Below are 20,120 nucleotides of genomic sequence, written 5' to 3'. Positions count from 1 at the left end.
TAATGATTTCTCATCTCACAAAGCCCTGCTTTATTGCCTTAGCCACGTTGTCTATGACGGCGTGCACTACGCTTGGTCCAGATTTTACACCGAGTCAAGAAACCCAACTTCCGTCATCGTGGAAAGATTCGGACGCACAAGCTAGCATGGATTCAACCGTAAAATGGTGGGAACAGTTTAACGACTCGACATTGAACCAACTGGTTGATATTGCCTCTCAACAGAATTTAGATGTGGAAGCAGCCGGTTTTAGAATCCTGCAAGCGCGTTCAGTTCTGGGTATCGCCGACGGATTGCAATACCCTCAGCTGCAATCAATATCTGGCAACCTAGCCAAAGCTTACGCCAATGAAAGTTCTTTCAACAATGCAGCCTTGAGCTTTGATGCCGGTTGGGAAATGGATGTTTGGGGAAAATATGCGCGCGGAATTGAATCAGCCCAGGCGGGTTATTACGCTTCCATCGCTTCCTACAACGACATCTTGGTGACCATCACCTCTGAAGTGGCAAGAAACTATATCAATTACCGCACATTCCAAGAACGCATACTGCTTTCGCAGCGCAATATCGAGATTCAAGAGCGAGTAGTTAACATTACGCGAGTGCAGTTTGAGTCAGGCAATGTCACCGAACTCGACGTTCAACAGGCGCGCAATCAACTATTCACCACGAAAGCAGCCCTACCAGGACTAACAGTGGCGATGTTGCAAGCCAAAAATGCCTTGGCGGTCCTGCTGGGCAAGTTGCCTGAAGAAATAGAACCCATTCTTAAGTCAGACATGGAGCAGAAACTGGTTCAATTTGAGCAGCGTTTTAAAGCTTCTGGATCAAAAAGCGCTATTTCGGAAAAGGGAGATGGCTCTATCGTTCCAGAAACCCCAGTATTAGCCAATCTTGTTGACGCAAGTTTGGTGATGCGCAGACCAGATTTACAAGTCGCAGAGCTTCAAGCTCATGCCCAAAGCGCTCAAATAGGTGTAGCTGAAACGGCGTTGTACCCGAGCTTCTCCCTCTTTGGATCCATAGGCATTAACAGCTCTGTACCTTCAGGCAGTAGTTTCAGCTTCAACGATTCGCTGACTTTAGTGGCCGGACCCGCAATGAGCTGGAACATTTTTCAATATGGAAGAGTGAAGAACAATATCCGTTTTGAAGACGCGAAATTCCAAGAAACCCTGACCAATTACAACAAAAAAGTACTACAAGCGGTTCAAGAGGTGACGAATGCAATGGAAGCCTACGATCTGTATCGAGAACAAAAATCCCTGCGCTTAGAGTCAGTAAACGCCTCAGTTCGCGCGTTTAATATCTCGCTCACCCAGTATGAGAACGGACAAATCTCATTTGAGCGTTTATTGAACTCTGTCGAAAAAATGACCCGAAGCGAAGACAGTTACGCGCAAATTAAAGGAAACGTCGCTAACCAAGTTGTCGCCTTGTACAAGTCACTAGGCGGCGGTTGGCAAATTAACTCTGGAAAAGCGTTTGTATCACCAGAACATGTCGAACAGATGAACAAACGCACCGATTGGAGTGACCAATTACAGCAAGAAAATGTTGCTCTACCTTCATTAACGCTGCGCACAGGCGCCAAACCACCAGCAACAGACAAGGAGGATAAATAGATGCCACATGAAATGTCGTGGGGAGATATTTACTTTTCTCCTTTGGTGTTAGTCCTGATTCTTGCGCTCATTGCAACTTGGATAACCGTCGTGATACTAAACAAGGTGAAGCTATCAAGATTCATCGCCTTCCCTTCGCTCACATTCTTAGCAATCCTCGTGTTGTATGTCATTGCTATCGACCATTTCTATTTAAGGTTTTAGGAGCTCGTCACTATGAAAAAATCTCTCATTATTATCCTAAACCTGATTATCCTTGGTGGCGCTGGGTGGTTTGGGTATCAGAAATACCAAGACTACTTCAACAACCCTTGGACACGCGATGGACAAGTTAGAGCCAATATCATCAAGGTTGCCCCAAGAGTCTCAGGCCCGATTGTCAACGTATCTATTGTTGACAACCAACAAGTCAAACGAGGCGACTTGTTATTTGAAATCGACCCTGAAACCTATCAAGTTGCCCTCTCACAAGCCGAAGTGGCTTTGCAACGAGCCATCATCAGCTCAAAGGGAAAGAAAATCGAGTACGACCGTTTGCTCGACATTCGTAAAAAAGACAAAGGAGCAGTCTCTCATAAGGATCTCATTCGACGCGAAATTGCCTATCAAGAGTCACTGCTGCAAATCAAAGCCTCAGAGGAACAATTAAAGTCCGCTCGCCTCAATCTTAGCTATACGCGCGTTGTCGCCTCGGTGGATGGCTATGTCTCCAACCTTGATATCCGTGAAGGAACACAGGCCGTCGCTAACCAACCTCTTGTCGCCTTGATTGATGAAAACAGTTTCTGGGTATTTGGCTTCTTTAGAGAAAACCAACTACCAAGAATACACCCTGGTAGCCAAGCAAGAGTGACTTTGATGTCACATCCAGATGAACCTATTAATGCCACTGTCGATTCTATCGGCTGGGGTATTGCGCCCAAAGATGGCACAGTTGGCTATAACCTGTTGCCCAACGTCAATCCTGTCTTCCAATGGATTCGCCTCGCCCAGAGAATCCCAGTTCGTGTGTCGCTACATGAACTCCCTGAAGGAGTGCATCTGCGCTTTGGATTATCAGCGTCGATCATGGTGATGGAACAAAATGAAGACTAGGGAGAAACAATGATGGAAATGGGGAATCGGTTAAAAAAAATCAATGAAGACAATAATTTCTTCTATCTTACGGTGTCGCTCATCGCGTTACTGATCAGCTCAGCATTGGCCGAAATCGTTGGACAAGGTGTAATAGATCATGTTCTTCAACTGTTTATCATCGTCACTTTCATTGTTTGCTTGGCCAGTCTGCGATTCGATAAAGGATGGACGCGATTTTTGATAACGCTGGTATGCCTATGGATCTTAGCGACGTTGGCAAAAATTGTTTTCGAGATCCATGAAATGGACTTCGTTATGCTCGCTCTCACCTTCTCATTCTTCTTTGGTACTTTTAAGTCGACAGCTAAACAGGTGCTCTTCCACGGCAAGGTCAACACCAACAAAGTCATTGGTTCAGTAGCATTATTTTTACTACTCGGCTTAATGTGGGCTATCGTTTACTTAATTATTATCGAATATTCCCCACAAGCCTTTACGGGGCTCGAAGCCATTACGTGGGGAGAGAATTTCTCTAACGCAGCGTATTTCAGCTTCGTTACGTTAACAACGTTAGGTTATGGCGACATCAGCCCAATTACTCCGCTGGCACAAGTTGTCGTGTATTTAGAAGCCATTGTCGGAGTGTTCTATATGGCAATAGTCGTATCAAGTTTGGTAAGTGCAAATATTGAAAACAGGGAAAACAACGATGGATAGACAGACTGAACAGCGTCAAAGCAAGCTCTTTGTCAATAATATGGTCGAATCGGCCATTCGAATTGGTTTATTAGTGATATTGCTGATCTTCACCTACGATATCATTAAACCTTTTATCATTCCTGTCCTCTGGGGCTCAATCATAGCCGTCGCCTTGTTGCCACTGACCAAAAAGTTAGAGCACTCATTAGGTGGCAAACGGGGATTAGCCGCTACTCTGGTCTCCTTAATCGGTATTTCTTTGTTGGTGATCCCTTTCGTCATGGTTTCTGGTTCAATTTACGAGGGCGTCGCTCATACCACTGAAGTAATACAAAGTGGCGAGATAAAAATCCCGGGGCCCACCTCTAAGGTCGCCGACATCCCTGTCGTTGGTGACAAGCTGTATAGCATTTGGAACCTATTCGCCACTAACATGGAAAAAGCTATACAGCAGTTTTTGCCTGAGATTAAAGGCTTTCTCGGTACTGTCGCCTCCATATTAGGCGGTGCATTAACAAGCTTGATTATGTTCATCATTTCCCTCGCAATTGCCGGTGGATTTATGGCACATGCGGAGAAAATTTCAGGAGCGTTAGAAACCGTCGCAGTAAGAGCTGTTGGGAAAAAAGCTGAACAGTGGGCTAACTTGATGGCAGCAACCATTCGCAGTGTATTACTAGGTGTTGTCGGTGTGGCGTTCATTCAAGCGGCAATCATCGGTGCTGCGATGTTTGTGTTTAAAGTTCCGGCTGCTGGTTTGCTGACACTCGCAACATTGATCCTTTGTATCGCTCAGTTACCTGCTCTACTTATCGTTGCACCGGTAATTTTCTATGTTTATTCCACAGGAGACGGAACTAGTACGACACTGTTTACTATTTGGGCATTAGCGGGAGGATTATCTGATAACATTCTCAAGCCTATGTTGATGGGACGTGGCGTTGATGTGCCGATGCCTATTATCTTAATCGGTGCCATTGGTGGGATGTTGTTCGCTGGAATTATTGGTCTATTCCTTGGCGCTATTATTCTCGCCATTTGGTATGAATTGTTCTTATTCTGGATTAATTACGAAGAGCAGACCGAGTTATCAGAAGACGACGTTGAGGCAACATCTGAAAGTAATACGAAAGCCGAAAACAGCTAATACAATGGACAACGGATAAAAAAAACAGCCGATAAAGTCACTGAACTTTATCGGCTGCGTTATTTAAGGGGCTGCGGAACGTTACTGGTGTTCGCTTAGGACATTTGCGAGCACATCCACTGCTTTTACAAGCTCTTCAGGCGTTGAGTTAGTGAAGTTCAAGCGAAGTGCCGAAGGCTGCCCGTTTGCCTCTGGATAAAATACTGGACTAGGAACCACGGCAACGCCTTTTGACAACAGTACCTTAGCTAATTCAAACGTATCGCATAAAGGAATCCCAACCCAAATAAACATACCGCCATCGACAGAGTTCAACGCACAACTCTCAGGTAACTTAGCTTCTAATGCTTCAAATAGCGTTTGATAACGCGCCTTATAAATCCCTTTTACTGTATCTAGGTGGGCGTCAAAGTCATCATGTTTTAGCAAGCCCAGTAGCGCAGCTTGCATTGGAATGCTGGAGTGCAGATCGGCACCTTGTTTGATCTTAATAATCGGCTCAATATAGCTCTTCTTGCCAGTGACCACACCAATGCGAAGGCCTGGAGAAGCAATTTTAGAGAACGAACGAAATACAATGGAGTTGTCTGGACAAAAGGTCGAGACCATTGGCAACGCCTCTCCGGTAAATCGGAGTTCGCGGTACGGAGCATCTTCAATAAATGCCACATTGTATTGAATGCAAAGCTCCGCGACTTTTTGACGCGTTTCCAGTGTCCAACAAACACCTGTCGGATTGTGGAAATCTGGCACTGCATAAAACATTTTTGGCGAGTTGATCTTAAAGCACGCTTCAAGTTGTTCTAAGTTAGGGCCGGAAGCCACTTGTGACACCGTCACAATATTCGCCCCGACTAAGCCGAACACTTGCATAGCCCCCAAATAACTAGGCGCTTCCATTACGACCGTATCACCCGGATTAATGTAAGCTCTTGCCACCAAATCCAGACCTTGCTGAGATCCTGTACAAACAACCGCACTGTGATTGCTTGGTAGTTGGTAATAGTCCGATAGGAAATCGAGTAACGGCGTATACCCTGCAGTGGTTCCGTACTGGAATACCTCAGGCTTATCACATAACCCTTCAAACGTGGAGCGCATTAGCTCGATGGGGAATGTATCCGGATCTGGCAATCCTCCAGCCAGTGAAATGACGCTTGGATCGCTGGCTGCACTCAGAATTTCACGAATATAAGACGAAGGGACATTTTGAAGAGAGCGAGCGATTTCCATATATTTCCTTACCAATACAACTAATAGCGGGGCATTATTTTAGATTAAGAACAATTAATGACGTGTATAGAGAGATTTAAACTACCCCGCCATAACGAAAAATCAGCTTACACGCTATTGCAAGCTTCATGTTGTCCATTTATGCTTATAAACATGTCCATTTATGCGATTTTGATTGTGAATGCCCGTCATCTAACTCGAATCAACGACGTCCTGTTCTATATCCACAGTGATATAAGTAAAGAGCTTTCCGGAAAAGAGCTCGCTGCTATTGGGGCCTATTCCGAACAGCATTTCCATCGAGTATTTAAGGAAGTCGTTGGTGAATCACTGCATCAATATATCCGCCGCACAAGAATGGAATACGCGGCAAATCAATTAATGTTCGATACCAAATCTAGTATTCAGCAGATAGCAAATAAGAGTGGTTTTAGCTCAATATCATCATTTTCGCGTGCGTTCAAAGACGTGTTCAGACTCTCACCCGGTCAGTGGCGAAAACACGATCCTCAAGTATCACACAAGCCTTATTTAGCGGACCCCGACGTTGCTGCGGGTTATGCCCGTGCTGTGGATCGTCCTATTCCCGCCCCCAAAATTATCGACGCGCCGCCACGTCGCGTCGCATATATCCGTCACATTGGTTACAACCGCTCTATAGGTAAGCCATGGCAAATGCTCAAAGCATGGGCAAGCGCTGAAAAACGAGATTTTTCGGTACAGTTTGGGTTACATCATTCGAACCCCGCTTGGGTTGAACTAGATAAGTGTCGCTATGTCGCATGCCTAGAAATTGATGCTCCGATCAAACTTCGAGGTACCGTAAACCAAATGACCATTCCGGGTGGTTTACACGCCGTCTTCCGTCTTCAAGGTGTTTACGGTGAGTTGCTTCCGCAAATAAGTCGAATCCAAGAGAAATGGTTACCGCAGTCTGGCTTCAAAGCCAGTGCAACCCCAGCTTACGTACATTATCATCGCAATCATTTCTTGGCGCCTGACGAAGTTTTTGAACTGGATTTTTATCTGCCTATCAGTTTTTATTGACCAGTTACCTCTCCCTTTGCATTTGTTTTGTAACAAAGCACAAACGTGTGCCCTGTTTTCATTAATTGGTACGGTAATTTACTCGTGTCCACGGTAAGCTTGTGCCACTATCCAACCTACTCAACGTCTTATCAATTTGGAGCTTTGGCGATGAAAACAATCTTGGTAACTGGTGCAACAAGTGGTATCGGCTATGAACTAGCAAAAGAACTTAGCCATAAAGGCCACCAAGTAGTAGCAACGGGCCGTAATCCTGAAAAACTGGCACAGCTAGAGCAAGAAGCGAACTGTCATACCATCGCTGCCGACTTAACCGATCCCAATCAGACTGTCGAACTATTCCAAAAGGCGCTCGATAAACTAGGTAGGCTGGACGTTCTAATTAATAACGCGGGTATGAACTTGCGCAAATGCGCTATTGAAGAGTTCACCTTAGAAGAGTTTGACCAACAGTATGCCGTCAACCTTCGTGCACCTGCGTTGTTGTGTAGAGAAGCCTTAAAGGTCATGAAGCCGGCTAAATCAGGACAAATTATTAATGTGGTAAGCACAGTTGCTAAACGCTCTAATGAAACTATGAGTGTCTACACGGCGATGAAACAGGGCTTTGCGGGCTTTAGTGCAATCTTGATGAAAGAAGCTCAGCCTCATGGAATAAAAGTGACTTCTTTGTTCCCTGGCGGCGCAGACACCAGCTTTAGAGAAGCAGACCGCCCTGAGTATATGCACCCAGCAAGCGTTGCATCCACCATCTCTCTATTACTTGAGCTGCCTAGTGATGTAGTCATGCATGAGATGACGTTTAGACCGCCGGTTGAAGTCGAATAACCATCTCATTTGTAACAGTTGGTATGGGTGCTTGTTGAACGCCACAAAAGTGGTTAATTTAGGAACAGTACCTATTTCATACACTACACAGAGGGAGCGATGAATGTGTCGTTGGCTAGCTTATCAGGGAACCGCAACTTATCTAGATGAACTAATTTATGTACCTGAACACTCACTGATTAACCAGAGTTTAGAAGCAAGAAAAGGTGCCACTCGAATAAACGCTGACGGTTTTGGGTTAGGTTGGTACACGCAACGTGATATCCCCGGTCAATTCCACGAAGTCATGCCTGCCTGGAGTGACGATAATCTTCGTTCTCTAACGCATCACATTCGCTCCCATCGATTTATGGCACATGTTCGCTCCTCAACGGGAACGAGCGTATCACGCTCTAACTGCCATCCTTTCGTAGTCGACAATTGGATGTTCATGCATAACGGACAAATCGATGAATTTGAAAAGCTGCGCTTCCAACTAGAACGTCTGCTGCCTGAGTCGCTCTATCACTATCGAAAAGGAACGACCGACAGTGAGCTTATCTTCTTATTGATGATGAAAAATGGCCTGTCGAGCAATGTAAACAACGCCATTATTGAAACCATCAAAGATATCGAAAACGCCAAATCAGAAAGAGAGGTAGCCTTGCCATTTAAAGCCTCTATTTGCCTCTCCGACGGCGAACAGTTTTGGGTCGTACGATACAGTAGTGACCAAGAGCCACCGACTGTTTTTATTAAAGCAGAAGGAGAAAATGTCAGTGTTGCGTCCGAACCTCTCGAAAAAAGCAAAGAATGGAAACTACTCAAACCACAAACAATTACCCATATATATGGTTTGAGCCTTACGACGACGCAAATACGTCTCGATATATAACGGCTGAGTTCTACCCTGAAGCTCTCGGCCTATAAACCCTGTTGAATGACACTAAAGTTGTTGAACTATTAGAGCGGTACTCGCAAGCATACGAGAAACGTACGCGTCAAAATACGAGTAATTGATAAAGCACAACATACTCGCGTAACAAGTTTAATAGGGCCTATAACTAACATGGGCCCTTTCTGGGTTGCTTCAATCGCTAATCGATCAATCTACCCTGTTCATCGAAAAATGGATGAGGACCATCACTGTCTTCAATGTAGCTAATATGGGACACTACCGAATCATTCTCAAATTTGAGCAGTTGAATGGCTCTTGGCTCTAATGAAAAAGACGACGGTGCGTTAGGATCGAGGTGAAGCGTCACCGAATGGCTGTGTGACGGTCCAACCCACACAGGAATCGAACGCCAAGTCGCGGTGATAGGACGATGTAAGTGTCCAGCGCACAGTCCGCGTACGTTATCAAACTGACTTAGCACTTCATATAAGCTGTCTGCATTTGTCAGGTTTTGCACATCCATATGCCCTAATCCCACATGCATTGGCGGATGGTGCAGAAAAATAAGAACAGACTTTTTAGATAAACGGGCTAGCTGACTTTGCAACCACTCAAGTGTTTGTGAAGATAAAAAGCCATAAGGTTTGCCAATGACAGACGAGTCTAAACCCAATAAAACTTGTTCACCCTGCTCAACGACAAAGTTGCAAAACTCTGGGTGGTCAAAATCGACTAACTGTTGCAGCCCCACTCGCAAATTATCACGGTGATCGTGGTTACCCGGAACGACCCGAAGTGGTATTTGCAGTTTCTCTAGTTCTTGCCTGATGATTTGGTATTCCTGTTCCGTACCAAAGTCGCCAAGATCACCGGTAATAACGACATAATCTGGTCTGGGGTTAAGGTGGTTGATATGTTGTACAGCATTCTGTAGGCATCGCAACGTATCCACCTTGCGATACGCGGGTTTGCCATCTTGTTTGACATGCAAATCGGTAAGTTGGGCAATTAACATAACTTTACTTCTTCAAAGGAATTAAACGACTAGGTTCAAAGGACACAGTCACAACTTGACCCGCCTGATATTCAGTGCGCTCAAAACAGTCAACCATAAGTTGAGACTCCTTTTGTACTCCAGACAAAGTGACACGGGTTCTGTCCCCTAAAAACACTGTACTCACTACGACGCCAGTTAAAGCATCACAATCATCGCTGATGTCCTTCAAGATAATATCTTCTGGTCTTAGCATGACGCTCAATGAGTCATTTTTAGCAGAGATTTCCGTGTCTATATGCTCTGGCAGTTTCAGGTACTTACCGGTGTCCAACAGCAACTTCCCTGCTTCTACCACTCCTTCAAATCGATTCATTTGCCCGATAAAATCGGCAACAAAGCTGTTACTTGGTTGCAGATAGATATCCTTTGCTGAACCAATCTGAGCAATTTCACCATGGTCGAGAACGGCAATTCTGTCGCCCATCGCCATAGCTTCTTCTTGGTCATGAGTCACATACACTGCAGTGATGCCTAATTCTTTTAACAACGAGCGAATATCACTTCTCAAACGTTGTTTTAGCAAAGCATCCAAAGCTGAAAGTGGCTCATCAAGCAGCAATACATCGGGTTCGGTTATGATGGCGCGAGCTAACGCCACACGTTGACGTTGGCCACCAGATAATTGATGGACGCCTCTTTTTGCATACTTTTCTAGGTCGAACATAGTCAGCATCTGCTTAAGCTTTTGAGCTCGCACCGAAGGATCCACACCACGAACTTTCAGGCCATAAGTGATATTTTCGCTAACGTTCATATTGGGAAACAGCGCATATGATTGGAACACCATTCCGACTTTTCTTTGCTCAATAGGGAGCGCGGTAACCTCTTGATCACCAAAAGTTATTTGTCCGCCATTTTCATCAGCAAACTCCAATCCAGCTATAAGACGCAAGGTTGTTGTTTTCCCGCAACCAGAAGGTCCCAGTAATACTAAAATCTCTCCCGCTTCTATTTTTAGGTCAGTCGGTTTTAGTGCCAAGGTTCCATCTGGGAAAGTCTTAGTAATATCTTTCAGCGTGATTTCTACGCCAGTCATTGTTTGTTCTAACATTGAGTTCAATCTTAATTGCTTGTAACCGGTTTTCTGTTCAGCATCTGAGCCAGAACCAGCAACGGTAAAATGAGACAAAGGAAAATTAAGGTATAAGCAGAGCTAACCTCTAAACGCATGGAGGCGTACGAGTCAGCCAAACCAACAGGCAAGGTTTTGGTTAATGGCGTGTGAAGCATCCAAGTTAGGTTAAACTCGCCAATAGAGAGAGTGAGGGTCATCAACATACCAGCGACAATACCTGCCTTGCAGTTAGGGACAATGACATCAAAGAAACGCTGCCAAAAGCTTGCTCCCAAGCTCGCCGCTCCCTCTTCCAACACATTGAAATTAATACTTTGCAGTACCGCCAACACTGACTTAACCATAAACGGCAAAGTGAAGATAACGTGACCCACTAAGATAAACGTCCAGTTAGAACGAAAATCACTAAAGTCACCGTAAGCGAGGATTAAACCAAGCGAAATTGCCATACCGGGAATGGCAATCGGCAAGGTTAAGATCTCATCAAACAACGATGCCCAGCGGCTTTTGCTTTTCGCCAGCACATAAGCACAAGGTACGCCCACCAGCACATTAATAATGGTGGTCGCGATAGCGATTTGTAGTGTTAGCCAAATCGTGTCTGAATAGAGTGCCCATACCTGCTCAACCCAACGAAGGGTCAATCCACTTTTTACACCAACAAAATAGTTGTTCGTTAGTCCAGCAACAATCGACATAAAAACAGGAACAATCAGAAACGCACAGACCAATAAAGTGAACCCTAGCTGGATATAAAAGTATTTATCTTTCTTCATTGATTAGCCTCCCATTGCCATAGACGAATTACCCTGACGCTTCGCTAACATCAAACACAACCAAGTCACTAGACCAAGGATTAAGCTCAAAGCAGCCGCCATAGCGAAGTTAGCATTGAGCGTGAACTCTGTATAAATCGTCATTGGTAACACGTTAATGTTGGTTGCCAGAGTAAACGCCGTGCCAAACGCGCCCATTGAGGTAGCGAAACAGATCGAACCCGATGAGATTAATCCTGGTTTTAACGCAGGTAGCGTTACGTCTTTGAAAATTTGCCAACGATTTGCGCCTAATGAACGCCCCGCTTCAAGTAGGTTTTGATCGAGTTTTTCTGCGGCACCCATGACCGTGAGTACCACTCGAGGTATTGAGAAGTACAAGTAACCCAAAAACAATCCCGCGATTGAGTAAGCAAACATCCAACGTTCCCCAGTAAGCAATAACCCTGCTTGGGCAAACAGACCTTGACGTCCTGCAAGCATAATGACGAAGAAACCAATCACCACTCCGGGAAATGCAAGCGGAAAGCTCAACATAGCAACCAGCAACTGCTTCCCCTTAAACTCATAACGCGTCAAAAACAGCCCACTGATCGTAGCCACCGCTAAACTCACAACTGTGACTAGGACAGAAAGCGTTACGGTTGAAAAAAGACTCTTCAAGTACAAAGGTCGGGTTAGAATTTGTATGTAGCTCTGCGCACCGCCATCAACTAACGAGACCTGCAACAGTTGCACCACTGGTAACAAGAAAAATGCGCAGCTCACTATTACAGCAGGCAGAATAAGCAAAATAGATAGATGATTCTTTTTCATAAAAACAATGGCGGAAATCTTGTCCGCCATCCATGGTCCGGTAAGGTTTAGTTGACTTCTCTTAGATACAGGTCAGCGAATGCGGCTTGGTTTTCAGACATCTTTGCAAAGTTAACTGAACCAACGCGCTGATATTCAGAGTCAGGTAAGAACTTACTCTTCGCATCTTCATCCATCACCCCATCAATAACAGGTCGTAAATACGCCTTTGCCCAAACTTGTTGGCCTTTTTCGGATAACACAAAATCCAAGATTTTTTTTGCGTTGTCAGGGTGTGGCGAGTCCTTCACCATACTCATTACATAAGGAACAGCAATAGAGCCCTCCTTCGGAATGACAAATTCCACATTAGAGAAGTCGTTATATTTGGCACGATACGCATTAAAGTCATAATCCAATAAGATTGGAATCTCACCCGAAATTACACGTGCATACGAGGTTTGTTTTGGGACAATCGGGCGATTTTTCGCAAGTTTGCGGAAGTACTCAATAGCAGGTGTGAAGTCATTGATATCGCCACCCATTGCCTCATTTATCGCTATCGCACTTGCGTAGCCCACAAACGCACTGGTTGGGTCAAGATAACCGACCATGCCACGATATTCTGGTTTAAGAAGATCTTCCCAACTCTGCGGGACCGGCGCTCCATCTAAAGCATCAACGTTAACGAAGAAGCCAATGGTTCCCGAATGAATTGCAAACCAATTACCGTTTGGATCTTTCATCCCCTCTGGAATTTGGTCCCAATTCTTCGGTTTGTATGGTTCTACCACCCCTTGGTTAGTCGCGTTGATGCCAAATGACACGCCATAATAAACAACGTCTGCTACTGGATTGTTTTTCTCCGCAACTAACTGAGACAAAGACTGACCGGAATTTTTGTTGTCCATCGGAACTCGAATTCCAAGTTCTTTATTTATCAGCTGTAATTGCCCTCCCCAGTTCGCCCATTCTGGAGGGCAGTTATAGCAAATTGCGCTAGATGCCTGCGCTTGAAATGAAGCGCAAGCCAAACCAAATAGCATTCCCGCTAGTTTTTTTGTTTTAGAGCCTAGTGTAAAAGTCATTATATTCTCCAATATGTGACTATTCGTTGTTTTGTAAGTGCGGCACCACGTCAAGTGAGCCATTCATTTGCAATTGATAATCCAGAGCAAGTTGAGTCGATACGCTCGCTCCTGCTTTGGCGTTAAATAAAATATCTACAGCGACTTGCCCCATTTTTAGATGTGGTACCGCAACCGTTGCGAGAGTCGGGGTGATAAGCTGAGCTAAACTCATGCCGTCAAAACCGATAATTGAGATGTCCGAAGGTACATGTAGACCGTTGGCTTTCACGGCATTTATCGCCTTCAATGCCAGCAAATCGTTACTACAAAACCACACTGTAGGCGCCTGTTCTCTCTGGATAACACTCATCTCTTGGTCACCAAATGGATCAAGTTTGTTTTGGTCTACTTCTAGTAGCTCAGTTAATTCCAATCCATTGTCATTAAGACCTTTTTTAAACCCTTTATAGCGCTGCTCAGCACGATCAGATGAGACAAATCGCCCCGTTAACATGCCAACTCTTCGGTGTCCTAATTCCACGACTCGCTGAGCTACATCAATACCGGCTTGATAGTTATCAACAAAAACGCAAGGTTCTTGCTCATCTGAACGGTTGTGCAATAAACAGTAGGGAAACTTAAAGTCTCTCAGAAGCTTCAATGCTTCATTTTCAGAGGTATCTGCGATCGTCAAAATGACACCTTCGACACGCTGCCTTATCAGGTCGATAACCGCTTGCTGCTCTTGGCCACTGTCATATTGAGTGTCAACAACCACAACCGAGTACCCAAAGTGCCTCGCTCTTTGCTGGATGCCGGTAACTACCTCTGAAAACACAGGGTTAATTAAACTTGGAATCACCACTCCGAGAGTTGGATTTTTATTGAATTCAATTTGGTCATGTCGTTGCTCAACACTGTATCCAGTGAGAGTAATGACCTTCTCAATTCTCTTGCTCGTGGCATGCGCTACAGATTGAGGCTGATTTAGATAACGAGAGATAGTTGCAGGTGACACTCCTGCAAGTTCTGCTACATCTTTGATATTCATCGCCTCTCCTCCGTTGTTGAACGCAAGATTAAAGAGGACACATTACAGTTTTATTAAGGAGAAAATGAAGAAGCGTCAATTTAGCCGCCATATCGATGCATTTTTGCGACATATATCGACAACATAATTCATGAAACACTTTCATTTCATTGAATTTAACGGAAGCAAATTAAATTGTAGAGTAATGTGAAATAACGATTAATGTCACAGAAACTGGGGGAAATATGAGTGGTCGCCGAAAGGATCACGATAATTAAGCTGAAATGCAGCGAAAGAGATTAAGCGCTCTGGCTCATTTCTCATACTAAATGCTAATCGCCATCCTTTCGGAAGAATTTACTGAGTTGTGTGGCTATTGGCCTTTGTAAGTGTTATCGCTCTCATTGAGATTCTTAATCAACCTAGCGGGTGTTCCACCATATAACGAGTCGGGCGGTACGTCACTGTTCACAACGGAATTAGCGGCAATCACGGAACGCGCTCCAATGGTAACACCTTGATTGATCACCACATTACCTCCAATCCATACATCGTCTTCCACCATAATCGGTCCACAGATCGTTTCCCAGTTGCGACGCTTGAGGTAGTTTAAGTCGTGGCTAGCGCAATAGAACTGCGTATTTGGCCCTATCAACACGTTGTTACCAATCATGATTTTGGCACCATCTAGCATGGTGACATTCATATTAATAAAGGTCTTTTCACCAATCGAAATCGTCTTACCAAACTCACAATAAAATGGAGAACGTACAATACTGGAATCTGCAATATTCCCCATTAACTGTTGAAACAGCTCACCACGTTGAATGTCATCAGTATTTTTATTTATTGCCTGTAATAGAAGGGAGGCGTTTTCGCGGATTTGGTTAATGCTTTCGGCGCCGCCATCGAACTCTTCACCAGCAAGCATTTTTTCGAACTCAGTCATGTTGTCTCTCAACTCGGATCTTTTTTGCTGCTGAATTGTATCACCAACGCCTCATTCGGGCAGTGGATTAGTGCTTATACCTAAAAGTATTACTATCATCGATAATCTCAATTTTTACCGGTGCTATCCCTTTACTAATGTCGCCAATTTGTTCAAATGACTTGCGAGATAAGTCAATAATTCGACCTTTTACAAACGGGCCTCTATCGTTGATTTTGACGTCCACTGTTTTACCATTAGCGGTATTTGTCACTCTCACGATCGTTCCAAAAGGTAACGTTTTATGAGCCGCGGTATAAGCCCTCATGTTATAGCGCTCACCACTCGCAGTGCGTCGTCCGTGGTATTTATTCCCATACCAAGACGCTTGACCTACAAGTTCATGGGATTTTGCATAACTTCGAGTTTTGGAACTATCAATTGAAGCGGTTGAAGAGCAACCAGCTAGAAAAGAGAACATTAATGCAACAAGGATGAAATTGATCTTCTTGATATTATTTGGAAATTGAAATTTATTCATGTCGTGTTTATCTATTCTTGAACTGTTGACGCTTTAGCAATAAAGCTCATAAAAACAACCGAATGGGACAAAAGCCAACATTCGATATCAATGGCCGATTTTTCCACGACCTCGATGCCACTCGGTCATGCTCAAGAAAGATTTTAGACATGAAAATACCAAAGTTCACTGCCTTTGAGATCCGTGCCAAATTACATCGTTATTTTGACTTCATAAACGTATCATAAGGCTTTTCACCAAACAGCTTTTGGTACCGCTCAGAATATCGACTCCATCCATCAACCCCTGATAATACCGTAGCTTCTAGTACTGAAGAGCATTTCCCTTGAATCAAAATATTTCGAAATTTAAATAGGTTAACGAGCAAATAGAATCGCTTGGGTGGAATGAACAAATACTCTTTGAAAAAGAGGTTGATGCTTTTGGTGCTAATATCTAATTCATTAGCTATCTGCTTCAGCGACATCGCTCGCATCGTTTTCTGTTCCATCATTTTCACTATTTTTGTCATCAGGTGCTTTCTAGGCCTGCGACTTGGTCCATGCAGCGATTGGGGGCGCAGTGGAGGGAGTTCATCCAAAAGAACGGTGATCAAATCAAGGACAGCTTTCGTCCCACCATGCCCTTGTTTCTCAGTCGGCTGTTCAAAGACAAACTTACCTACCGCCTTAAATTTGTCTAAGTTCCTTTTCGAAACAGCAACTGGGACAAGGGAATCACTGAAACTCTTCAATTTTCTAGAGGGTTCAGCTATTTCACTTAAGATAACCGTGGTGTTCTGAGGAATAAATAATGCAAAGGGAACTTCAGAACGACTTGAGACTATCGCAACTTGGTCAGTGTTAATCCAACTACCATTAAAACACACGGACTGACTTTCCATTGTGGTGATCATCAGAGTAATTTCTGGTGAATGTAATCGAGTTTGCAAAGCACACTCAGGCTTAAACAGAGCGGAGTAAAGTATCAGTGCATGAGGAGTTGTGAATGCTGTATAACGAATCGTTGGACGATCAATTTGTAAAAATCCATACTGACGCTCGGTAACATGATTTGGTTCATTGGGAAAATCAAACAGGACCTTGCAGTTTGCTATCGCGGTTATCTCACTAGATAACTGCTCGAAAGTGAGTATTTTTTTACTATTAGTGACTGCCATTCAGCCCTCTTACCTTCACTTATACCCTAAAAGGCTAGCAACCACCGCAATGCTTTCTAGTGACCCCAAACGCATTGCGGGTTCCAAATCACTACGCTATCAATTTGGGTAAATCACTTTCCAGTCATTCTTCATATCTGCGATAGTCCAGCCTTCTTTCTTGGCTTCGTCTAGTCCCTTATCTAGGCGGCCAACCGAAGAATTACGATCATACTTCCACTCTCGCCCTTCATCAGTATGATGCACATAGAGTCCGAACGTGACACCTTCTTGTTGGGTCGTCCATTGCATCATCTGCAAATCACCGTCAGAATTACCAAAAGCCGCAATAGGTTGGCGACCTAGTCTCTTGTGAATACCAATGACCTTTCCTGCTTTGTCATTAATATGAGCGACGTTTGGCAAGCGTTGAATCTCAATACCATTACTAGTGTAAGCGAACTCTGTCTCTATTTCGCTGCCAATAACGTACTCCGGAGAAATACCATACACTTCCTCTGTCCAAGGACGCATAAAGTCTGCTCCTCCACCAGAAACTATGTAGGTTTTAAAATCATTATCACGAAGAAAGTCGAGCACTTCCAACATCGGTTGATAAATCATCTCCGTTAGAGGCTTTTTAGTGATTGGATGCTTAGCGTTCTTCACCCAAGCTTGCACCATTTCCTCAAATTCCACAGAGTTCATACCGGCATGCGTTGCCATAACCATTTTCAGCAATCCTTCCTCACCATGAGACAGGGCTGCTTTTATGTCGCCGTTTAAAACAGACGCAAACGGCTCTTCGGTTTTCCACTCAGGGTGCTTCGGAGCAAGCTCTTTAATACGGTCCAAGGTAAAGAATAATTGAAAATACATCGGCTTCTCGGCCCATAACGTACCATCGTTATCAAATACCGCGATACGATCTTCCGCTGGGACGTAATTATCAGAGCCTTTTGTGGTGACAGTCTCAACAAATTCAACAATAGCAGATTTAGTAGCGCCATCGTTCCAAGAAGGCAAAGGATCAGGATGTTGCGCTGCAAAAACAGGAGTAGATAGAACAGCTAAGCAGACAAGGCTTTTGAAATGCATTTTCATAATTTGCTCTCAGTAATGTAAGTGTATTCATTGACGTTTGGCATCAGTAAGATGGCTAACCTGAACTGAGAGAATTATGCATTGCACGATAAAAAAATAATCTGCAAAAACGGAAAAGTTAAAAAAACGCTATGCCTAAAAGACATAGCGTTCAATACACTATCGAATGGTGATTTCCTATCGCCCTTCAATGTTACTCATTTAAATCCAATTCATTATGAATCAGAGTTACGCATTGAGAAGCAAACAACATCTTAGGACCAAGGCTGATTTTCTCAGTACCTAGACGCTTTAAACTATTAAAACTCTTCTTCGGCATTGGAATATGGTCGGTAAGAAGAAAACAAGAATTACCGACAAACTGTTGTTCTCGAATGAAGGTGCCTTTCTTATCCATCATGTAGAGCTGATAATCTTCAGCCAGTTCTTGAACCAGCTTTTCGAAGCTAATGGTTCGTACAGTAATACCCGCTTCAACTTCACGTTCTTGCTCTTTACCCATACCTTGGGATACGTCTAATGCTCTGGCAACTTTATCGAGTAGCACTTTCTCATGAAAGCCACCAACGTTACTGATGTCGTTTGAGCTAAAGCGTATAGTGCGAGAGTAATCTTTAGTACTTTCCAAGACGAGGTAAACCACCACATCTTCACGATGAGACTGCGCAACAAAGATCGTGTTCATCAACGTGTGAGCTAAAATTTCGGTATGAGCCTCCTGACCAACGGAAGCGAGAAGTTGCTGGCTTTCGGTAGGGGCGGAACGAGCTCGAAGTACAAAGGCGCGCATAGATGTAAAATCCTACTTAATGAATATAACGAATAACTTAACCAAGATGCTCTATCGTCAATAAGGCAATAGTCATTGTGGGTCGCTATTATCACAGTTTTGCTTGATGAAGTAACGGCAATAATTTAGCTATTTACAGAAATAGTCTTCAGCAGGGTGTCCTTAGAACAAAAGTACTTAAGTCAAACTGATAACTTGTTGAGGTTGCTAGACGTTTCACTGATTTGAACTAATCGCTTATGGTAGCATCGATAATCATCGACACGGATCCACACTATCATCATGCACTCACGTCTTTTTGCCCTACCCTCTGCTGAACGGGAATACATAAATCGCTTGTGCGACGTGCTTCAGTTAGTCGCAAGTACTAATATCGTTGGTATCTACTTACTTGGCTCAGCAAGTCAGGGGAGTTATGTTGCGGGTGAAAGTGATTTAGACGTCCAAATGGTGATAGCGCAACCCCTTTGCGACGCTCAAAAGCAGGCTATCATAGAGGCGCTATCGCACTCTCACCTACCCTGCCCAGCAACCAAATTGGAGTTCGTGGTATATCACAAAGCCCAACTGCGCACAGCACAATCGCTGCACTACGCTATTAATTTCAATACGGGTCGCACCTTAAAGAAAGACTACGTTTCGTTTGACCATAATAATGACCCCAGGCATTGGTTCCTACTCGACATTGCAATGGCCGGCGATTGGGCGATAACGTTATTCGGTGAATCGTTTAATCGCATATTTCCCAGCATTGAACCATCTCTTTTGTTGCAAGCAATGCACGAGTGTCTTACTTGGTTTAACAAACATTATCCGGACAGCAAAGATTGCTATCAGTGCGCTTGCCGCATTCATAGCTATCTATTACGAGGAGTGATGGTCAGCAAACGGCAGTCATTATCAGAGGTGGCATTAACGGAACAATGGAAGAGTTTACCTGCTCAGCAGTTTGTGGAATCAGTGCTTCAGCAATTAGAAGCGAAGATTGCACACCAATAACCAAGTTGGTAGTGGCACGACGCTCTTATGTTCGCGCCACATACTCAAACTTATTGACACCTATTTATGAAGCACGACTAGTCACAGCACTAGCTTGCGGAATATGTCGTTCTACATTATAAGATGAACAGTTAAGCTTATTTCCCTATTACTAGACTCACTAGAAATAAAGTACTAGTAATAATAAGCAATATCATTTCTTTTTTACGCATATATTATTCTCCTTCGATTTTTAACGAACAACTAAACTTCAGAACACTTAAAATGGAACTTATAATTTAATG

At 43.9% G+C, this 20,120-nt stretch carries 21 protein-coding genes; 9 read left to right on the top strand and 12 right to left on the bottom strand.

The features are described from left to right. Positions 1-2: 2 nt before the first annotated feature. From HW45_RS16655 to HW45_RS16635, 5 genes are read left to right on the top strand one after another with little or no spacing between them, the layout of a single operon-like run. Positions 3-1,625: a TolC family protein gene (locus HW45_RS16655; RefSeq protein ID WP_038228316.1), complete on the top strand. Its 1,623-nt coding sequence runs from the start codon at positions 3-5 to the stop codon at positions 1,623-1,625. Next, positions 1,626-1,829: a DUF1656 domain-containing protein gene (locus HW45_RS16650; RefSeq protein WP_038228314.1), complete on the top strand. Its 204-nt coding sequence runs from the start codon at positions 1,626-1,628 to the stop codon at positions 1,827-1,829. 12 nt (positions 1,830-1,841) lie between these two features. Continuing rightward, positions 1,842-2,720 carry an HlyD family secretion protein gene (locus tag HW45_RS16645; protein WP_038228312.1) on the top strand — a complete coding sequence of 293 codons (879 nt, stop codon included), beginning with the start codon at positions 1,842-1,844 and terminating at the stop codon, positions 2,718-2,720. Positions 2,721-2,732: 12 nt separating this feature from the next. Further along, on the top strand, positions 2,733-3,419 hold the full coding sequence (locus HW45_RS16640; protein WP_038228582.1) for a potassium channel family protein: 687 nt from the start codon (positions 2,733-2,735) through the stop codon (positions 3,417-3,419). After that, positions 3,412-4,548, top strand: a complete 1,137-nt coding sequence (locus HW45_RS16635) for an AI-2E family transporter (RefSeq protein WP_038228310.1) — start codon at positions 3,412-3,414, stop codon at positions 4,546-4,548. The genes HW45_RS16640 and HW45_RS16635 overlap by 8 nt, the downstream gene beginning before the upstream one ends. Positions 4,549-4,629: 81 nt before the next feature. Here HW45_RS16635 and HW45_RS16630 read toward each other — a convergent pair whose 3' ends face one another. Continuing rightward, a complete protein-coding gene (locus HW45_RS16630) occupies positions 4,630-5,781 on the bottom strand; it encodes an aminotransferase-like domain-containing protein (protein ID WP_038228309.1) in 1,152 nt (383 codons plus the stop codon). Positions 5,782-5,922: 141 nt separating this feature from the next. Here HW45_RS16630 and HW45_RS16625 point away from each other — a divergent pair, with 141 nt between their 5' ends. From HW45_RS16625 to HW45_RS16615, 3 genes are all read left to right on the top strand, one after another. Further along, the gene (locus HW45_RS16625) at positions 5,923-6,828 is read left to right on the top strand and encodes an AraC family transcriptional regulator (RefSeq protein ID WP_006072336.1); all 906 of its coding nucleotides are present in this window, start codon (positions 5,923-5,925) and stop codon (positions 6,826-6,828) included. A gap of 150 nt (positions 6,829-6,978) precedes the next feature. After that, on the top strand, positions 6,979-7,656 hold the full coding sequence (locus tag HW45_RS16620; RefSeq protein WP_038228308.1) for an SDR family oxidoreductase: 678 nt from the start codon (positions 6,979-6,981) through the stop codon (positions 7,654-7,656). Between the two features lie 103 nt (positions 7,657-7,759). After that, on the top strand, positions 7,760-8,530 hold the full coding sequence (locus tag HW45_RS16615; RefSeq protein WP_038228307.1) for a class II glutamine amidotransferase: 771 nt from the start codon (positions 7,760-7,762) through the stop codon (positions 8,528-8,530). Between the two features lie 202 nt (positions 8,531-8,732). Here the strand turns inward: HW45_RS16615 and HW45_RS16610 are convergent, their stop codons facing one another. The 11 genes from HW45_RS16610 to trmY all read right to left on the bottom strand — a co-directional run bounded on the left by HW45_RS16610 (position 8,733) and on the right by trmY (position 18,837). Next, positions 8,733-9,548, bottom strand: a complete 816-nt coding sequence (locus HW45_RS16610) for a phosphodiesterase (protein ID WP_038228302.1) — start codon at positions 9,546-9,548, stop codon at positions 8,733-8,735. A gap of 4 nt (positions 9,549-9,552) precedes the next feature. Beyond that, the gene (locus tag HW45_RS16605; RefSeq protein WP_038228300.1) at positions 9,553-10,641 is read right to left on the bottom strand and encodes an ABC transporter ATP-binding protein; all 1,089 of its coding nucleotides are present in this window, start codon (positions 10,639-10,641) and stop codon (positions 9,553-9,555) included. Between the two features lie 11 nt (positions 10,642-10,652). After that, a complete protein-coding gene (locus HW45_RS16600; protein WP_038228297.1) occupies positions 10,653-11,441 on the bottom strand; it encodes an ABC transporter permease in 789 nt (262 codons plus the stop codon). 3 nt (positions 11,442-11,444) lie between these two features. Beyond that, positions 11,445-12,287, bottom strand: coding sequence for an ABC transporter permease (locus HW45_RS16595; protein WP_006072327.1), 843 nt, complete (start codon positions 12,285-12,287; stop codon positions 11,445-11,447). A 17-nt stretch (positions 12,288-12,304) separates the two neighbouring features. Continuing rightward, on the bottom strand, positions 12,305-13,324 hold the full coding sequence (locus HW45_RS16590; protein ID WP_038228293.1) for an ABC transporter substrate-binding protein: 1,020 nt from the start codon (positions 13,322-13,324) through the stop codon (positions 12,305-12,307). Between the two features lie 19 nt (positions 13,325-13,343). Then, positions 13,344-14,357 carry a substrate-binding domain-containing protein gene (locus HW45_RS16585; protein ID WP_031495695.1) on the bottom strand — a complete coding sequence of 338 codons (1,014 nt, stop codon included), beginning with the start codon at positions 14,355-14,357 and terminating at the stop codon, positions 13,344-13,346. A 352-nt stretch (positions 14,358-14,709) separates the two neighbouring features. Beyond that, positions 14,710-15,285 (bottom strand): sugar O-acetyltransferase, encoded by a 576-nt coding sequence (locus HW45_RS16580; protein WP_038228290.1) that lies wholly within the window; start codon positions 15,283-15,285, stop codon positions 14,710-14,712. A 67-nt stretch (positions 15,286-15,352) separates the two neighbouring features. Continuing rightward, on the bottom strand, positions 15,353-15,805 hold the full coding sequence (locus HW45_RS16575) for a septal ring lytic transglycosylase RlpA family protein (RefSeq protein WP_200874586.1): 453 nt from the start codon (positions 15,803-15,805) through the stop codon (positions 15,353-15,355). A gap of 199 nt (positions 15,806-16,004) precedes the next feature. Then, a complete protein-coding gene (locus HW45_RS16570) occupies positions 16,005-16,964 on the bottom strand; it encodes a hypothetical protein (RefSeq protein WP_038228288.1) in 960 nt (319 codons plus the stop codon). 99 nt (positions 16,965-17,063) lie between these two features. Next, positions 17,064-18,047, bottom strand: a complete 984-nt coding sequence (locus tag HW45_RS16565; protein ID WP_038228286.1) for an HAD family hydrolase — start codon at positions 18,045-18,047, stop codon at positions 17,064-17,066. 193 nt (positions 18,048-18,240) lie between these two features. Then, complete coding sequence (gene trmY, locus HW45_RS16560; protein WP_006072313.1) at positions 18,241-18,837, bottom strand: tRNA (pseudouridine(54)-N(1))-methyltransferase TrmY; 597 nt, start codon at positions 18,835-18,837, stop codon at positions 18,241-18,243. 282 nt (positions 18,838-19,119) lie between these two features. Here trmY and HW45_RS16555 point away from each other — a divergent pair, with 282 nt between their 5' ends. Next, positions 19,120-19,836: a hypothetical protein gene (locus HW45_RS16555; protein WP_038228281.1), complete on the top strand. Its 717-nt coding sequence runs from the start codon at positions 19,120-19,122 to the stop codon at positions 19,834-19,836. The last annotated feature ends 284 nt before the right edge of the window (positions 19,837-20,120 follow it).

The sequence above is a fragment of the Vibrio sp. ER1A genome (genome assembly GCF_000733315.1).
Classification (GTDB): Bacteria; Pseudomonadota; Gammaproteobacteria; order Enterobacterales; family Vibrionaceae; genus Vibrio; species Vibrio mediterranei.
Note: the sequence above shows the minus strand (reverse complement) of the source record. Positions and strands in the feature narration are given on the sequence as shown.

What these genes read in the sequence shown, in the direction of transcription:
- HW45_RS16650 (WP_038228314.1), top strand. Translation starts at nt 1,626, where the DNA reads ATGCCACATGAAATGTCGTGGGGAGATATTTACTTTTCTCCTTTGGTG.
- HW45_RS16640 (WP_038228582.1), top strand. Translation starts at nt 2,733, where the DNA reads ATGGAAATGGGGAATCGGTTAAAAAAAATCAATGAAGACAATAATTTC.
- HW45_RS16600 (WP_038228297.1), bottom strand. Translation starts at nt 11,441, where the DNA reads ATGAAGAAAGATAAATACTTTTATATCCAGCTAGGGTTCACTTTATTG.
- HW45_RS16635 (WP_038228310.1), top strand. Translation starts at nt 3,412, where the DNA reads ATGGATAGACAGACTGAACAGCGTCAAAGCAAGCTCTTTGTCAATAAT.
- HW45_RS16580 (WP_038228290.1), bottom strand. Translation starts at nt 15,285, where the DNA reads ATGACTGAGTTCGAAAAAATGCTTGCTGGTGAAGAGTTCGATGGCGGC.
- HW45_RS16645 (WP_038228312.1), top strand. Translation starts at nt 1,842, where the DNA reads ATGAAAAAATCTCTCATTATTATCCTAAACCTGATTATCCTTGGTGGC.
- HW45_RS16620 (WP_038228308.1), top strand. Translation starts at nt 6,979, where the DNA reads ATGAAAACAATCTTGGTAACTGGTGCAACAAGTGGTATCGGCTATGAA.
- HW45_RS16595 (WP_006072327.1), bottom strand. Translation starts at nt 12,287, where the DNA reads ATGGCGGACAAGATTTCCGCCATTGTTTTTATGAAAAAGAATCATCTA.
- HW45_RS16570 (WP_038228288.1), bottom strand. Translation starts at nt 16,964, where the DNA reads ATGGCAGTCACTAATAGTAAAAAAATACTCACTTTCGAGCAGTTATCT.
- trmY (WP_006072313.1), bottom strand. Translation starts at nt 18,837, where the DNA reads ATGCGCGCCTTTGTACTTCGAGCTCGTTCCGCCCCTACCGAAAGCCAG.
- HW45_RS16605 (WP_038228300.1), bottom strand. Translation starts at nt 10,641, where the DNA reads ATGTTAGAACAAACAATGACTGGCGTAGAAATCACGCTGAAAGATATT.
- HW45_RS16575 (WP_200874586.1), bottom strand. Translation starts at nt 15,805, where the DNA reads ATGAATAAATTTCAATTTCCAAATAATATCAAGAAGATCAATTTCATC.
- HW45_RS16630 (WP_038228309.1), bottom strand. Translation starts at nt 5,781, where the DNA reads ATGGAAATCGCTCGCTCTCTTCAAAATGTCCCTTCGTCTTATATTCGT.
- HW45_RS16625 (WP_006072336.1), top strand. Translation starts at nt 5,923, where the DNA reads ATGCTTATAAACATGTCCATTTATGCGATTTTGATTGTGAATGCCCGT.
- HW45_RS16610 (WP_038228302.1), bottom strand. Translation starts at nt 9,548, where the DNA reads ATGTTAATTGCCCAACTTACCGATTTGCATGTCAAACAAGATGGCAAA.
- HW45_RS16615 (WP_038228307.1), top strand. Translation starts at nt 7,760, where the DNA reads ATGTGTCGTTGGCTAGCTTATCAGGGAACCGCAACTTATCTAGATGAA.
- HW45_RS16585 (WP_031495695.1), bottom strand. Translation starts at nt 14,357, where the DNA reads ATGAATATCAAAGATGTAGCAGAACTTGCAGGAGTGTCACCTGCAACT.
- HW45_RS16590 (WP_038228293.1), bottom strand. Translation starts at nt 13,324, where the DNA reads ATGACTTTTACACTAGGCTCTAAAACAAAAAAACTAGCGGGAATGCTA.
- HW45_RS16655 (WP_038228316.1), top strand. Translation starts at nt 3, where the DNA reads ATGATTTCTCATCTCACAAAGCCCTGCTTTATTGCCTTAGCCACGTTG.
- HW45_RS16565 (WP_038228286.1), bottom strand. Translation starts at nt 18,047, where the DNA reads ATGAAAATGCATTTCAAAAGCCTTGTCTGCTTAGCTGTTCTATCTACT.
- HW45_RS16555 (WP_038228281.1), top strand. Translation starts at nt 19,120, where the DNA reads ATGCACTCACGTCTTTTTGCCCTACCCTCTGCTGAACGGGAATACATA.